The organism is Priestia sp. SB1 (genome assembly GCF_038898415.1).
Genome location: NZ_JBBJSS010000006.1, coordinates 303,436 through 316,544 on the forward strand (window position 1 = coordinate 303,436; position 13,109 = coordinate 316,544).

Genomic DNA, 13,109 nt, shown 5'->3' on the forward strand with positions numbered 1-13,109 from the left:
CCCTCTTTTTCACCCCGCCTAGCTTGATAGTCTCAGCATACGATTTATTTGTCAGCAATTAAGAGATGCACCGATTAATAGCACAATCCTGTTTAGGTAAAATAACTTCCCGCTATAGCGCTGGCTAAAAGAACGATTACGGCTAGCCCTCTTATCATATAGGTTTGGCTTTCACTCAAAGGTTTCCCCTTTCTTTCACTCATAACAGGGTAAAAAGATAAAAGAAAACCCATACCCGCTGTCACAGCTATGATCATTTCCAAATTATCACATCTTCTTTTTCTTCCTTTTCCTTCTTTTCTTCTTGTTAAACAAGTTTAGCCAAATAGTCAGCGGCGCCTCCCTAGAACATACGAGTCCTGTTGAAATCATACAAAAATAAAAAAGGCAGGATTTCTCCTGCCTTTTTGCATATGTAATTCCTCTTTACTATGTCAACTCAGCGCTTTTAGCGAGCATAAAAGCAGAGATACTAAACAAAACAATCAATAAAGAAGCGGCATGTAACAGTAAAAAAAGAAATTTTTGGCCGCCTTTAATGAAGCACGAATAAATCATTCCTAGGATTGTTACTAAGATTAAAAGTGCTGCTGCTATTTTAATTACTATAGCAAAGAAAGCTCCTGCAAATACAATTGACGGAATAAAACACGCTACAATAATTATGTACAAAATCAGTGTAGCAATAAAAGCGGTTTTTGATACGTTTGAAGCCCGTTTAAACAAATTCCCCATATGATCTCCTTTCACATTTTAAAACTGCATCTTTTACTATAATACATGTGCTTAGAGGACACAATTAACTTTTTTAAAAGTACCCTTCACTTAAGCTTTATCACCAATAATATCGGTTATATTTTTGAGATCTTCTTTGTTTGGTTTATCAAACGTTATGGCTGTTTTTTTATTTGAACTATTGGTTGATAAATAGCCTTAAAGAACGCTTTGTAGTCTTTACTTCAAAATCAATTCACACTAAAATTCTCTCCTTTGGTAGATAGACAGCGCAATAAAGTAAGAAGCAATATACATCCCCACCCCAAAAAGAGTATATAAAATAGGAACATGCAAAGAAGAAGCGATCGGTAACCTGGATGCTGCTAATATTTCAACTATATACCCAACAACTCCTTGTAAAGCAATCGCAACGAAAAGACCTCCCATTCCCCCTCCAAGTACTATTCCATCAGATTTCTCTGCTCCGAATACATAAAGAAGCGGATAAGCAAGTGCACCGGCGAAAAGGACGATAAATGTACCAAACGAAACGATATTTACTATATTCTCTACTGCACTCTTAGAAATAAGCGAATACATTGAGAAAACACCATAGGACAGGGTCGTTCCGATGACGACAATTAAAAAGTAAAAAACATAGTGGCTTTGCACCACATTTTTTCGGCTAATTGGCAGAGTGAGCACGTATTTGTCACAGCCGGTCTTACTTTCTAATTTGATCACTTCAAGCGCGGGCATTGCCATTAATAAAATAATTAACATCGCTATAATACGGTAAAATGAAGGATCCGCAAAATAAAAAATGACCGCAGAAATAACTATGGCGAGCGCTGTGTACATCAAAAAGCTTCGGTGAATGAGGTAGTAGTTCGTTAACAATAGACCTTTCATTTACGTTTCACTCCTTGTTAAAAGCACGCTTAGTTCTTCCATCGACATCGGTTCAGTTACAGTTCCACTTGGCAGCTGATGTTTAGCTGTAACGAGTACGCGGACATTCGTATCATACGTTCTTTTTGCTACTACTATCTCTTCGGGAAGTACGTTTAGCTGCTCTTCATTCATAACGGCAATTGCGTACTCCTCAAACACTTTCTCTTTTTCTTCATTTAATAAAATTTTTCCGCTTTTAATCACAACAAGATGGCTCGCGATTTTTTCAACGTCGCTCACAAAAGCTTTTAACTCATCTAATATTTCCTCTCTAGATGAAGGATCAAGTCCTCCTGTCGCTTCATCTAACAGCAATAGTTTAGCACCGTGAGACAGCGCTACCGCTAGAGATAATTTCATTGACATGCCCCGTGAAAACATATGTATTTTTTTATCTTCCGGCAGTGAAAAAGAATGAATCAGTCGGTAAAAATCAGCTTCTTCCCAAGAATGAAATAGCTTCTTAAAAACGTTGTTTAGCTGTTTTATTGTTAAAGAAACCGGCAGATTAATCGCATCAAACACGACGCCAATATCTTCTTTAATCGTCGCATCTTTATTCAAATTGTCTTCACCAAATATTTCGACCGTACCGCTATCTCTCGAAATTAATCCTAGTACTGCTTTAAACGTCGTCGATTTCCCTGCTCCGTTATCACCAATAAATCCAACAATAGATCCAGGAGATACATGAAATGAAACATCTTTTAAAACCTCATTTCGGCCAAACGATTTTGCCATGTTTCTAACTTCTAAAAGATTTGTCATGTGCTCACTTCACTTTCTCTATTAGTAGTTAGTGCAATCTAATCCCTATGATGATTCGTAATATCACCTTTTTTTTACAAAAATGACGATTCACTACCAATTATAGCTAGTAAACTATAAAAAGTCGATGACGACATAAAGCTTTGTTTCTAACTCATTCATTTTTTATGACCGTAATATGTATGACAACATCTGCCTGTACTATTCTTGCCTTACCTTTTTACCCAAATCACAAATAAAAAAAGGATCTCCCATAAAAGATCCTTTTCCTTCACTATAATTGATGACGCTGCTTTTTTTCTTTTTCACTTAATACGTAGTCTGTTATAAAACCAAGAATAAGCCCAACGGCTACCGGTATCAAACCGCCTTTTGCTTCCATTTGAAAATTTTCCGGTTCGTTTACATAAAGCCACTGAACTGAAAGTAACGAAATATGAAAGGTATTGCCAATAAAAAATAAAAGTGCTATCGTGCCAATTGTTACGCCGAATGAAAGAATATATTTTTTCACCGTACTCCTCCTTTCATTAAAAGGCTGCTTCAAGCAAAGCAACCTTTTAATTTATTCATTTTGCTTCAAGCACTGCCTTTTCTTGAAAAACCTTCTTTAATACAAGAGACTGAAAAATCATAAACAAACTGCCTGTCATCCAGTATAAAACGAGACCAGACGGTGAAAATATCCCAAATGAAAGCACCATGACAGGCGAAAGAATTTGAGATAACACTGCGTGCGATCCATTCATTCCTGCTACATCCTTTTGCATGACTCTTGTCTGCAAATACGTAGCTAATGCCGCAGCGATTGGAAGGATAAAATACGGATCCGCATGTCCTAAGTCAAGCCACAAAAAAGATGATGCGCTAATTTCATCTATTCGTCTAATCGCGTAGTACACAATTGAAAAGACCGGAAGCTGGACAAGTAAAGGAAGGCAGCCCATAAGAGGATTGGCTCCATTTTCTTTAAGCAGTTCCATCATTTCACGCTGATATTGCTGCTGACTCTGAGGATCTTTATTTTTGTACTTCTCTTTTAGCTGTTGAAGCTGAGGCTGTATACGTTTATTGCTCAGCTGATTTTTATATTGAAGAATGTTTAAAGGCGCCAACAGCATACGTACACCAACGGTCACAAGCATGATGGAAAAGCCAACGCTTTGATGAAGCCACGTATTTCCTATAAACAAAATGAGCAGTGAAAAAGGATAAATAAAATAGTGATCCAAAAAGTGAGTGTGCGAACTTTGAATCACGTTTGCTGAATCACAGCCGGCAAGTAGAAAAACGGAAACAGCAATAAAGAAAAGCTTCTTTTTATGTTTTAACATTTATATTCCTCCAGTATTTTTTTAGTTAACCGAAAAAAATACTGGCGAATGCGGACCTTCATCATCTTGTTCACCTATTGCTTCTTGTCTGTGAACAGAATGTATAAATTTAAATTTGTGATACACGCAGCATATGAGATTCTGAGCGCGTAACAGATTTACGTTTTGTATGAGATACATGTCTTTTTGCTGCAGGCAAACATGCTTATGTAGCGTTTGAAAGGTAGCTAGTTTAATAGCCGCATGTACAAAAAAGGCCGTCATAATCGCAAATGACACATACAGAAAGGCATCCGGTATAAACAATTCCATTTATTCACATCCTTATGGATTATTGTATCATATTTTCCTTAATTTAGGTTAATTGATTTTATGGCGCAGAATCTGCTATCTCAGTAAATATACTCTACAAAGCTGGTTTTCTTATAGGAAAGTCAAAAGCTACGTTTCTTTTGCACATACCTTCATACGTTTGATGAAACAACGAATAGAACATATACTGGGACACATATAATTCTAAAAATTTCTACTTTTATTAGTAAAAAGGATATTATTCCTTTTTATGGTATAATCAAAAAATATAATTCATAGGGAGTGAATTCATTGGAAACTAATACAAAACCTCAAGTAAACACCAACTCTATTGTTTCTCTAACTCTAGGTATCGTATCTATTTTCATTCCAATCATTGGGTTTATTACAGGGATTATTGGAATTATCTTCTACAAAAAAGCATCTAATCAAATAGCTGCTACGAATCAAAGCGGTAAAGGACTCGCGATTGCCGGTCTGATTTGCAGTATAGTAGGCATGATTTCTCAGCTACTCTTTATATTAGGAATTATTACGTTTATGTTTGGAGGAACAACAGTTGACTATGAATAAAACAGGTCAATTAAAAATGTAAGAAAATCGAGATTTAGATAGGATTATTGAATTTTCTATATGAAAGAATAAAAGCTTGATTTTCGACTATCCGAAAATCAAGCTCTTGAAATTTAAACGTTATGACTCATTGTTACTACGTCTATAGCTTTTAATGTAAATTGCAAAGGAGAATGAAAAATTAAATCTATCGTTGAATCTGGAATAAAAGAAATCATAATTGTTCTACTTACTTTACTACTAGTAATCTCTGTGTTGATTAACTGTTATAGCTATTTTAATAGTACAGAAATAAAAACTTTGACCTCAAAATGTTATGATAACGGCGGAGATGCGATAGTAGAAATACATAATCCAATTATTAATGATTATTCTTTTGAATGTAAATAAAAAAGAATCAAAAGTCCTGTAAGGGTTCTTCTAGCTGTAAAACAAACGCTGACAAATGAATCTTAGCGTTTGTTTTGTTTGTCTTTACAAAGTAAATAATTAATTATTTGTTTATAAAAGAGTCTATCGATTTATACTTTATTGCTGATTAGCATGCAAGGTGTTTGTAGACAGTAAATTCTTGCGTCTATAAATACTCAACACAATTCCTATTAAGAATGCATTTAACAGAACCGGCATCCATCCATAGCTAATAAATAGCTAATAAACGGTAAAGACATATTGGTCATAGGAAAGAATCCGACAATCATTCCTACGTGACCAACAAGTTGTACCGTATAGATTATTATAACTCCTACTAGCAGCAGTTTAGTATACGAATCACCAATTCTCTTAGCAATAAGCACTATTCTGACGACAACTAAAGAAAGAACTAGAAAAAGAATAGATGCAAACAGCCACCCATAATAATAAGTAAAGCTTAGAAATACAAAGTTCGTGTCAGCTTGAGGAATCATTTGATCGACAAATGAATGTTTTCCAAACCATCCTGCATCCATAAATAAATGATGAACCTTTGAAAGACCAAAGTACTCTTCTGAATTATAAGGGTTTATAAATGAGAGAACTCTATACTTCTGATAATAAGCAACGGTCATCCATCCAATTATGCCCCAAGCAGCGACTAACGCAAAGCCAGATCCTAAGACAATGGCTATTTTCTTTTTATTTAACTTACTCCACCAAATCATTGTAAAGGTCAAGGTTACATATATAAAGAGGGTTGTAAGGCCACACTGCAAAAAGAAATACAGTGACAGAAGAAATAAAAGAAGGAATTTCCACATTTTAAAGCGATTGCTTTGAAAGAACCCTGCCCATGCCAAAAAGAAAAAAGGAATGGCCATTAAACCTTCAATTTTTAGAGGCCCTACTTTGAAAACAGATTGACCTTCTGTAAATGTGTTAAAATTTGTTGTCAGAAATAATAAAAGTAAGGTACCTAATAAATAGAATAACCACCCTTTAGTGGCTAACTTTCTATAGTCTATAAACATCATAACTAAAGCTAGCATCGCTCCCAAGATAACAAAGACAACCTTATAGGTAGAGAAATGATTGTCGACCATACCATCTTGAGACAGCAGTGGCAAAAACCCTAGAAGCAGAGCGGCAGCAAATAAACTTAGTGTAACCCAGTCTATTTTTGGACGATGAATACGGTTAAGGTTCCGACCAATACTGACAGGGTTTCCCATTTGATGAACGGCCTTTTCTTCTGCTTGATCGTCGCTTATCCCTTTTTGCAGCCAATAGCTTTTTACTTCGTTTAAATGATGATGCAATTCCGCAGAAACAAATGCCTTGGCTTCTTTTGATTTTATTTGTGCCTTCACTTGTTCCAAGAATGAATTTCTTTGTTCACTCATATCCTTCTTCACCCCTCTAGTATTTCTTTAAAACTTATGTGGTTAGATAACGGCTGCTCTTCCACTTTTTTGAGCAGTTTGCGCCCCTTTTGATTTAATTGATAAAATTTTGCTCCGTCTTCTTGCCAGCTGCTCGTCAATACACCTTTTAGCTCTAGTCGATGCAGGATGATATATAAAGACCCTTCGTTTTCTTTAAAATTTAAAATTCCTCGGCTTTGCAGTAAGCTGACTAACTCATAGCCCGTTTTCTCCTGCACAAGCAGCTGCATCATAGCAAGCAGAATTCCTTCTTCGTTATGAGTCTCTTGCTTTATTTTTTCTCGAATACTTTTCTTATGTTTTTCTGTAAATGTTAGCTGAGCAAATACTTCACGATTCATTGTTTTTCTAAGATTTTTAAGACGTTTATCCATGACTCATTCCTCCAGCATTTCTTTTAAAAGTGATTTTGCACGCCTCAGTCTCGTTTTTACTGTATTCGTTCCGGTTTTGGTTAAGAGCGCAATGTCTTTAATTAACAATTCTTCATAGTAAAAGAGGTAAATCACTTCTTTATATTTGGTAGGCAGCTTCATAACGGCTGACATCAGCTCGTGATCTTCTTCGTGTTGAATAACAGCTTCCTCTATGTTTTCTTTTTCACTGATATGATTTGGAAAATAGTCTGTCGCCGGTATGATGTTTTTGTTGTACCAGCTTTTTAAAAAGTCTTTACAGTGGTTAATTGCGATTTGCCATAACCACGTCCGAAACTTGGATCTACCGCTGTACTTGTAAAGATTTTTGTAGCATTTAATAAAAATCTCCTGCGTCAAATCCTCCGCAACTGCTACGCTGTTTACATATGAGTAAGCTAGCTGCAAGATTTCCTGTCCATATCGATCCATAATTTCATCTATCACTAGTTCTTTGTCTTGTACGTGTATCCATTCTACGGTTAGTTCTTTCACTTCTGCCTCTCCTTTCTTGTTCTTAGACGAAGCGTTTTATAAAAAGGTTTTTATATTTTCATTTTTATTTTCTAGATAATTGCATGTACATAAAAAAAGATTCTCTACACGAGAACCTTTTGTTGTACCTCTTATGTATGTGCTATGAAAAAAGATTGCCGATGAAGATAATTAATCCTGTTACTAGGATTAATCCACCGCTAATTATTACTGTCAAAATACTTCTCAGAGCCGATACCCAATTGTTTATTCCAAAGAACCCTGCGATACCAATACAAAATAGAATAATTGCTAAACAAAGATTGATATTCAATAACGCTGGATAATAAAAAGCGATGAAAAAGAAACCAACGCATAGTAGCGTAAAGATAAATGACCAGAAATTAATAATTCGCGCCATCTCACTACCCTCCTCTACCTTTAAAAGTTCCACGTTTAAACACATTCGGAATTGAGTTATTTCAAATCTGTTTTTAAACGCTGCAAGAAAAAATCACACACTTCCATTTGAATACACTGCTTCTTTAAACTGTACAATAAATATTCTAGTTCAAATTCCTGATAAAAGATTTTAGCAACAACCGATTTTAATTCCTCTAAATTTGGTTGTTCTGACGCATATAGTTTATCGAACGGAAGATTAAATTGAGAGAACAGCTGATCATTTTGATACCATTCGAAAATTTCTTCACCTTTTATTCGGCAGCTAAACACACCTAGTATCTTCAAGAATGCCTTCACTTGATTTTCTTCAAATTCATGATCAATCACAAACATAAAAAAAGGATGTTCCTCTGCGTTAATCATGTGCTTCATGAGACTCATTTGATATTTTAATAGCTTCACTTCTTTTACGACATCCAACTTCTTCCCATCTTTCTTTAAAAAATGATCCTACTATACTCTGTGAATTTTACCATAATCTAGTAGTGTCGATAAACCGTTTATAGAAAATTACTTTGTAATGAATGGAATAATAAGGTATATTGTTATAAATGGTAATAATTTCATAAACCGAAAGCGAGGATACATATGGGCCTGTTACTAATTGCGGTTATTATCACGCTATCCATCATTTTAGATTACTTTATTTTTGACTATGAAGATAAGCACTGGGGCTGGTTGAAGAAAGCTTCTACACTCGTTAGAAGAAGTGTTATTGGCTGTTACTTGCTTATGTCGTTTGTTATTTATTTTGGTTTGAGCCTTCCGTATATTAAGCCTTTTTTATAAATATTAGTCTGCCTAAACTGGTTAGCCTATAACTCTTATCTAAAGGTTACAGGCTAATCCCCTCATTTCACCACCACTACAAATTGTTTGTCTTCAAATTTGAACATTTCCCCTAATTCATAGATATACTTCTTTTTGTCTAATTTATAATACTTTCCAAAATACAGCGTTTTTAAGTTAATACTCCTATCTAGACTTAAATCTTTTTCATCCGCTTCATCACCGTCTAAGCATGAATATAATTCCATGTGACAGCCCTCTATCAGCTGTTCTTCAATATAAGTAAACAGCTCTCTTATTGATTTAGAATGTGCATCACAAGATAATTCGTAGATATATGGCAAGGTGAATACGTGCTTGATGTCGCTATACCCGTCGGTTAAACGATTAACACTAATACCGTACGCATCTTCTTCTTTTTCATAGATTGTAATTATCTTTTCTTTCTTTGAATTTCGATTAAAGGAAGAAACTTCGGATAAAGGCACCAGCGTTTCTTTTGTGCCAAAACTTCCTGTAGGCAATTCATAAGGAGATCCTATATAGTGATGTACAGTCATATTAGTCACTTCTCTTTCTCTTTGCTTATGTAAAATACTATTATTCTATCACTCTTATTAAGATTACATACAAATACAAGGAAAATATGTATAATAAAACCAGGAGGTGACAGCATGAAGAAACTACTGCCTTTTCTATTTTTAGCCGCTCTTTATTTGTATGACTCTTCATACAATCATACTGCTTTTTTACATAAACCGGTTGTTTCTGCGCTTTTATATGTAGCTGCTATTTTAATTTGTGCGCTACTGCTTGTAAATGTAAAAAAAGATCGAGCTGTTTAAGCAAGGAGATTACTATGAGCTATAAAATTGTATTTTTTGACGTGGACGGAACTCTTACTCATCACGAAAACGGGACTATTTCCTCCAAAACTCGAGAGATTGTAAAAAGTTTAAAGCACAAAGGATTAAAAATCGTAGCCGCTACCGGAAGGCCTTTATCTCTCTGTGAAGAAATTAGAGAATTAGGTATAGATACGCTCATTACCGCAAACGGAGCGTTTACTGTACACGATGAAAAAGTTATTCATAAGCTGTCCATGGATAAGGACGTTGCGCGCGAAGTCTTTGAATACGCAGCCTCCCAAAATCACGGCCTTTCATTTTACACAAAAGAGCTCAGCATGAATGGGATCAAAGATGATAATATTTTAAAAGCCCTGAAGGAAACGCTATCGCTTAGTGATTATCCTCAAATAAGTGAGCGTATTTACGATGAAGATATTTATTTAATGTGCTTATTCGCTGATGAAAAAACGGCTGAACAGTATGCACAGCGATTTCCTCATTTAATGTTCAAAAGGTGGCATCCTTTTGTCGTAAGTGTTCTTCAAGAAGAAATCACAAAGTCGGTAGCTATCCTAAACGTCTTAAACTATTTTAACATCGATCACTCCGAAGCTATCGCATTTGGAGACGGCGAAAACGATATTGATATGATCGAGTTAGCCGGCCTTGGAATTGCGATGGGAAATGGATCTGATACGTTAAAAAGCGCTGCTGATTTTGTTACGAAGAAATCCGGTGAAGACGGAATTGAATTTGCCCTTAAAAATTTTGGCATTTTATAAGAAAGCAGTACGCCTAGATAATTTATCTAAGCGTGCTTTTTTCTCTCCATAAATGTTTCAGGATGTAGCTCCTCGGATTGAATGACAATGGCCGTCATGCCTTCTTCACTTCCCGACGTATGCCACTCTCCTTTTTCCCACATCGCCGCTTCTCCACGTTTAATGGATACTCGTTTTTGATCTCCTCCTGTTACCCATCCTTCACCTTCGACTACGATAAACAGCTGAGGTATAGGCGCTGGGTGATGTCCTACCGTTCCTTCTCCATCTATATACATATAGCCAATCGTAGCCGCTTTATTTGTTTGTGTTATTTTTACATAAGTAGCTAAATGCGACTGATATTTTTCTACTTTTTTGCCATGTTCTTTACTGAATTTGTAGATTTTCAATGTGCGTGACCTCTTTATTCGTTAATTTCGAATTCAACCCACCGATTACATATTTTGTTTATTTTTCTCCAAACGTTCTTCGACTATTTTCTTAAACGCATGTGGATCATCTACACGAATGGCGACCTGCTGGTATTTCTTTTTAATTCCCATAAAAAGCGTCGCCTCTACTGGAGATTTTAATGTTAGTAAAAGATCAGGATGAACGGTTTCAAAATCGCGTGCGATAAATTCAATCGTGGTGCTGGGTATTTTTTGTTTCAGGATGTGAGTGTCTTCTATTATTTCTTCAATATCTTTAAAAGAGATTTCCATACGCTTAGCTAAACCAAACGAAATGTATATGCGATCCTCTTCCACTCGTAAAGGGTTAAGCCTTAATGCTTGAATATCTCCTATAAAGAAAATAATGCTATAAATATTAAGGATCAGTAAAACGATTGAAAGAATTATAGACGTATTGTGCAGCAGCCAGTGAAGTCCTAATGTTTCAATAACAATCGCGTGAATAATCATAATTTGAAATGTGATAAAACTTGAGCGTTTATACAGAGTAAACGTATTCTCTTCAGTACTCGGCTGCTTCTTCCACGTTCCAAACGCATAGTAAAACATCAGCATTTCTGAACACAGTACGTGTATAAACGGTTGTTTGGAGAACTTTTCGTTTACAGCCCGCGAAAAGGAAAATAACAGCGGTAAAGAGCTTGATTTGATCCTTCTTAAAATAGGCGGTACGTTTTTGACTAGCATAAATAGCAGTGAAAGTTCAAACAAAATAAGTAGTCCTTCTATGCCAACTCCTAGCCACATAACCGACTGAAAAGAAGCCAAGTATTCACTCGGAATGATAAAACGCGCAGCAATAAGGCCTGTAGCCATTAATACAATAAAGTATTTTAGACTGAACTTACGCTGCCAAGCTAGAAATAAGAGCGGAGCCACAAGGCTTAAGTCTAAAATAGAACCTACTACTACTCCGTTGAAATTACCAGGCAACGACTGAAGTCCAAAAGAAGAATGATATAACACATAATTCGAGCTTATCACTAATAACAAAAAGAAAAGAGCAACAAAGGACACTGTTTTTTTATGAAGAACCAAACAACCCACCTCACTTTTAGTTGGTGAAATACAAAAATTCCTGTTACTTCCATTTTACCAATGGAGTTGATTTAAGTCACTTTGTAGCGTGACATTGTGTTATAAAATCCATTTAAAGATATCCACTCTTCTATAGCGATTCTTCTATACAAATAATTTACAATGTAAAAAGAGTTTGACATTTATGGAACTGATGCTACAATAATAAATGTAAAATACTTTTTACATTTATTATAAGGAGGAGTAAGAATGGATTGGGTTAAAGTTGTGTATTCATTCATCCTGTTAGTTTGCGGAATTTTGATTTTTGTTTCATCATCTTCTCGAAAAGGTGATGAAAGAAAGAAGTTTATCAGTACGAAGGCTCAATCATACGCATTTGTGGTAGTTATAGGTATGCTGATTTTAGAAGTTATAGAGTCCATTTACCGGACTTTTCAAGGGAAAAGTTCTTATGATGGCATTGGCATTTCGCCACTAATATTTCTAACAATGATTTCAGTTATATATTTGATAACGTTTCTTACCTACAGAAAAAAATACGGTGATTAATTGAACGATCATAAGTAACAAATAAAGAAGTTCAGCTCGTCTTTCCTGGTGAAACGATAGATATAACCTTACCTTATAATTAGCTTTTAATACAGCCTCTAGATGACATACGACAGTAAGTGAGCTTGTTATAAGTGCTTTTTTAAAAAGTAATAACTAGACCTCCTACTGAGGTTTTTTTTATGCACTCTTAAAATAAAACATCTCCCTTAACTAAACTCAGGAGATGACACTATAAACGGTGAGTTCATTAGCATTTTCTTATCCTCTATTCTTTTTCTCAAGTAAATCAATGATTCTATCATTTTGCTTAACGAGTGTTTTTAGCTTTGCTTCTATCGAACACAAAGTGATAAAAACGGCTATAAATCCTATAACGCCATAAAACATAACGGCTTCTCCCTTGTTGCAAAATAATCAGCCATATACGTCTTACATCTCAAAAAAGCTATGTCTTTCCACTTTACACACTCTAAGCGAAAACGTTTGATACCATTCTGTTTTTCCTTTGTGCTGGGCTGCGCGGTGAGCTGAATGTTCTTTCCACATTTTGATTGATTCTAAAGAGTCCCAGTACGAAACGGTAATGCCTAAATCTTGATCTCTGGCACTTTCTATTCCTAAAAAGCCTTTTTGTTTAGATGCAAGCTCCACCATTTTATCTGCCATTATTCCATAACCCTTCTCGCCTTCTGTTCTTTCAGAAGCAAAAATAACGGCATAATAAGGCGGTTCGGGGGTTTTAGCAATTCCACTCATATTGA

General features: G+C 35.4%; 21 protein-coding genes. 5 read left to right on the top strand and 16 right to left on the bottom strand.

The features are described from left to right. Positions 1 to 429: 429 nt before the first annotated feature. The 6 genes from WKH56_RS23390 to WKH56_RS23415 all read right to left on the bottom strand — a co-directional run bounded on the left by WKH56_RS23390 (position 430) and on the right by WKH56_RS23415 (position 4,085). A complete protein-coding gene (locus WKH56_RS23390; protein WP_033580213.1) occupies positions 430 to 735 on the bottom strand; it encodes a hypothetical protein in 306 nt (101 codons plus the stop codon). A gap of 240 nt (positions 736 to 975) precedes the next feature. Then, on the bottom strand, positions 976 to 1,629 hold the full coding sequence (locus WKH56_RS23395) for an ABC-2 transporter permease (protein WP_310883983.1): 654 nt from the start codon (positions 1,627 to 1,629) through the stop codon (positions 976 to 978). Continuing rightward, complete coding sequence (locus WKH56_RS23400; protein WP_310883984.1) at positions 1,630 to 2,439, bottom strand: ABC transporter ATP-binding protein; 810 nt, start codon at positions 2,437 to 2,439, stop codon at positions 1,630 to 1,632. Between the two features lie 274 nt (positions 2,440 to 2,713). Beyond that, entirely contained in the window at positions 2,714 to 2,953 is a 240-nt protein-coding gene (locus WKH56_RS23405; RefSeq protein WP_047750370.1) for a hypothetical protein, read from the bottom strand. Between the two features lie 55 nt (positions 2,954 to 3,008). Beyond that, positions 3,009 to 3,773: a membrane protein insertase YidC gene (yidC, locus tag WKH56_RS23410; protein ID WP_310883985.1), complete on the bottom strand. Its 765-nt coding sequence runs from the start codon at positions 3,771 to 3,773 to the stop codon at positions 3,009 to 3,011. A gap of 21 nt (positions 3,774 to 3,794) precedes the next feature. Then, entirely contained in the window at positions 3,795 to 4,085 is a 291-nt protein-coding gene (locus WKH56_RS23415) for a hypothetical protein (protein WP_310883986.1), read from the bottom strand. Positions 4,086 to 4,376: 291 nt separating this feature from the next. On the opposite strand from WKH56_RS23415, the gene WKH56_RS23420 reads away from it, so the two are divergent. Next, positions 4,377 to 4,658 (top strand): DUF4190 domain-containing protein, encoded by a 282-nt coding sequence (locus WKH56_RS23420; protein ID WP_033580207.1) that lies wholly within the window; start codon positions 4,377 to 4,379, stop codon positions 4,656 to 4,658. 614 nt (positions 4,659 to 5,272) lie between these two features. On the opposite strand, the gene WKH56_RS23425 is transcribed toward WKH56_RS23420, so the two are convergent. The 5 genes from WKH56_RS23425 to WKH56_RS23445 form a co-directional block, all read right to left on the bottom strand. Further along, positions 5,273 to 6,478, bottom strand: a complete 1,206-nt coding sequence (locus tag WKH56_RS23425; RefSeq protein ID WP_310883987.1) for an FtsW/RodA/SpoVE family cell cycle protein — start codon at positions 6,476 to 6,478, stop codon at positions 5,273 to 5,275. A gap of 8 nt (positions 6,479 to 6,486) precedes the next feature. Next, positions 6,487 to 6,894: a PadR family transcriptional regulator gene (locus tag WKH56_RS23430; protein WP_048019483.1), complete on the bottom strand. Its 408-nt coding sequence runs from the start codon at positions 6,892 to 6,894 to the stop codon at positions 6,487 to 6,489. A gap of 3 nt (positions 6,895 to 6,897) precedes the next feature. After that, the gene (locus WKH56_RS23435) at positions 6,898 to 7,431 is read right to left on the bottom strand and encodes a sigma-70 family RNA polymerase sigma factor (protein ID WP_048019482.1); all 534 of its coding nucleotides are present in this window, start codon (positions 7,429 to 7,431) and stop codon (positions 6,898 to 6,900) included. Positions 7,432 to 7,573: 142 nt separating this feature from the next. Beyond that, positions 7,574 to 7,831 carry a hypothetical protein gene (locus tag WKH56_RS23440; protein ID WP_048019481.1) on the bottom strand — a complete coding sequence of 86 codons (258 nt, stop codon included), beginning with the start codon at positions 7,829 to 7,831 and terminating at the stop codon, positions 7,574 to 7,576. Between the two features lie 56 nt (positions 7,832 to 7,887). Next, positions 7,888 to 8,295, bottom strand: coding sequence for a DUF1878 family protein (locus WKH56_RS23445; RefSeq protein WP_048019480.1), 408 nt, complete (start codon positions 8,293 to 8,295; stop codon positions 7,888 to 7,890). A 168-nt stretch (positions 8,296 to 8,463) separates the two neighbouring features. Here WKH56_RS23445 and WKH56_RS23450 point away from each other — a divergent pair, with 168 nt between their 5' ends. After that, the gene (locus WKH56_RS23450) at positions 8,464 to 8,664 is read left to right on the top strand and encodes a hypothetical protein (protein ID WP_310883988.1); all 201 of its coding nucleotides are present in this window, start codon (positions 8,464 to 8,466) and stop codon (positions 8,662 to 8,664) included. A 62-nt stretch (positions 8,665 to 8,726) separates the two neighbouring features. On the opposite strand, the gene WKH56_RS23455 is transcribed toward WKH56_RS23450, so the two are convergent. Continuing rightward, positions 8,727 to 9,224 (bottom strand): hypothetical protein, encoded by a 498-nt coding sequence (locus tag WKH56_RS23455; RefSeq protein WP_310884531.1) that lies wholly within the window; start codon positions 9,222 to 9,224, stop codon positions 8,727 to 8,729. Between the two features lie 114 nt (positions 9,225 to 9,338). Here WKH56_RS23455 and WKH56_RS23460 point away from each other — a divergent pair, with 114 nt between their 5' ends. Together WKH56_RS23460 and WKH56_RS23465 are read left to right on the top strand one after the other, a co-directional pair. Further along, on the top strand, positions 9,339 to 9,509 hold the full coding sequence (locus WKH56_RS23460; protein WP_310883989.1) for a hypothetical protein: 171 nt from the start codon (positions 9,339 to 9,341) through the stop codon (positions 9,507 to 9,509). 14 nt (positions 9,510 to 9,523) lie between these two features. Next, on the top strand, positions 9,524 to 10,297 hold the full coding sequence (locus WKH56_RS23465) for a Cof-type HAD-IIB family hydrolase (RefSeq protein WP_168761066.1): 774 nt from the start codon (positions 9,524 to 9,526) through the stop codon (positions 10,295 to 10,297). Positions 10,298 to 10,323: 26 nt separating this feature from the next. On the opposite strand, the gene WKH56_RS23470 is transcribed toward WKH56_RS23465, so the two are convergent. Together WKH56_RS23470 and WKH56_RS23475 are read right to left on the bottom strand one after the other, a co-directional pair. Further along, positions 10,324 to 10,689, bottom strand: coding sequence for a cupin domain-containing protein (locus WKH56_RS23470; protein ID WP_168761067.1), 366 nt, complete (start codon positions 10,687 to 10,689; stop codon positions 10,324 to 10,326). A 45-nt stretch (positions 10,690 to 10,734) separates the two neighbouring features. Beyond that, the gene (locus WKH56_RS23475; RefSeq protein ID WP_168761068.1) at positions 10,735 to 11,793 is read right to left on the bottom strand and encodes a beta-carotene 15,15'-monooxygenase; all 1,059 of its coding nucleotides are present in this window, start codon (positions 11,791 to 11,793) and stop codon (positions 10,735 to 10,737) included. Positions 11,794 to 12,042: 249 nt separating this feature from the next. On the opposite strand from WKH56_RS23475, the gene WKH56_RS23480 reads away from it, so the two are divergent. Continuing rightward, positions 12,043 to 12,345 (top strand): hypothetical protein, encoded by a 303-nt coding sequence (locus WKH56_RS23480; protein ID WP_168761069.1) that lies wholly within the window; start codon positions 12,043 to 12,045, stop codon positions 12,343 to 12,345. A 261-nt stretch (positions 12,346 to 12,606) separates the two neighbouring features. Here the strand turns inward: WKH56_RS23480 and WKH56_RS23485 are convergent, their stop codons facing one another. Then, a complete protein-coding gene (locus WKH56_RS23485; protein ID WP_277348689.1) occupies positions 12,607 to 12,735 on the bottom strand; it encodes a hypothetical protein in 129 nt (42 codons plus the stop codon). A gap of 42 nt (positions 12,736 to 12,777) precedes the next feature. After that, positions 12,778 to 13,104, bottom strand: a complete 327-nt coding sequence (locus WKH56_RS23490) for an antibiotic biosynthesis monooxygenase family protein (protein WP_048019474.1) — start codon at positions 13,102 to 13,104, stop codon at positions 12,778 to 12,780. Positions 13,105 to 13,109: the final 5 nt, after the last annotated feature.

What these genes read in the sequence shown, in the direction of transcription:
- WKH56_RS23465 (WP_168761066.1), top strand. Translation starts at nt 9,524, where the DNA reads ATGAGCTATAAAATTGTATTTTTTGACGTGGACGGAACTCTTACTCAT.
- WKH56_RS23395 (WP_310883983.1), bottom strand. Translation starts at nt 1,629, where the DNA reads ATGAAAGGTCTATTGTTAACGAACTACTACCTCATTCACCGAAGCTTT.
- WKH56_RS23480 (WP_168761069.1), top strand. Translation starts at nt 12,043, where the DNA reads ATGGATTGGGTTAAAGTTGTGTATTCATTCATCCTGTTAGTTTGCGGA.
- WKH56_RS23390 (WP_033580213.1), bottom strand. Translation starts at nt 735, where the DNA reads ATGGGGAATTTGTTTAAACGGGCTTCAAACGTATCAAAAACCGCTTTT.
- WKH56_RS23455 (WP_310884531.1), bottom strand. Translation starts at nt 9,224, where the DNA reads ATGACTGTACATCACTATATAGGATCTCCTTATGAATTGCCTACAGGA.
- WKH56_RS23430 (WP_048019483.1), bottom strand. Translation starts at nt 6,894, where the DNA reads ATGGATAAACGTCTTAAAAATCTTAGAAAAACAATGAATCGTGAAGTA.
- WKH56_RS23415 (WP_310883986.1), bottom strand. Translation starts at nt 4,085, where the DNA reads ATGGAATTGTTTATACCGGATGCCTTTCTGTATGTGTCATTTGCGATT.
- WKH56_RS23425 (WP_310883987.1), bottom strand. Translation starts at nt 6,478, where the DNA reads ATGAGTGAACAAAGAAATTCATTCTTGGAACAAGTGAAGGCACAAATA.
- WKH56_RS23440 (WP_048019481.1), bottom strand. Translation starts at nt 7,831, where the DNA reads ATGGCGCGAATTATTAATTTCTGGTCATTTATCTTTACGCTACTATGC.
- WKH56_RS23460 (WP_310883989.1), top strand. Translation starts at nt 9,339, where the DNA reads ATGAAGAAACTACTGCCTTTTCTATTTTTAGCCGCTCTTTATTTGTAT.
- WKH56_RS23450 (WP_310883988.1), top strand. Translation starts at nt 8,464, where the DNA reads ATGGGCCTGTTACTAATTGCGGTTATTATCACGCTATCCATCATTTTA.
- WKH56_RS23490 (WP_048019474.1), bottom strand. Translation starts at nt 13,104, where the DNA reads ATGAGTGGAATTGCTAAAACCCCCGAACCGCCTTATTATGCCGTTATT.
- yidC (WP_310883985.1), bottom strand. Translation starts at nt 3,773, where the DNA reads ATGTTAAAACATAAAAAGAAGCTTTTCTTTATTGCTGTTTCCGTTTTT.
- WKH56_RS23485 (WP_277348689.1), bottom strand. Translation starts at nt 12,735, where the DNA reads ATGTTTTATGGCGTTATAGGATTTATAGCCGTTTTTATCACTTTGTGT.
- WKH56_RS23400 (WP_310883984.1), bottom strand. Translation starts at nt 2,439, where the DNA reads ATGACAAATCTTTTAGAAGTTAGAAACATGGCAAAATCGTTTGGCCGA.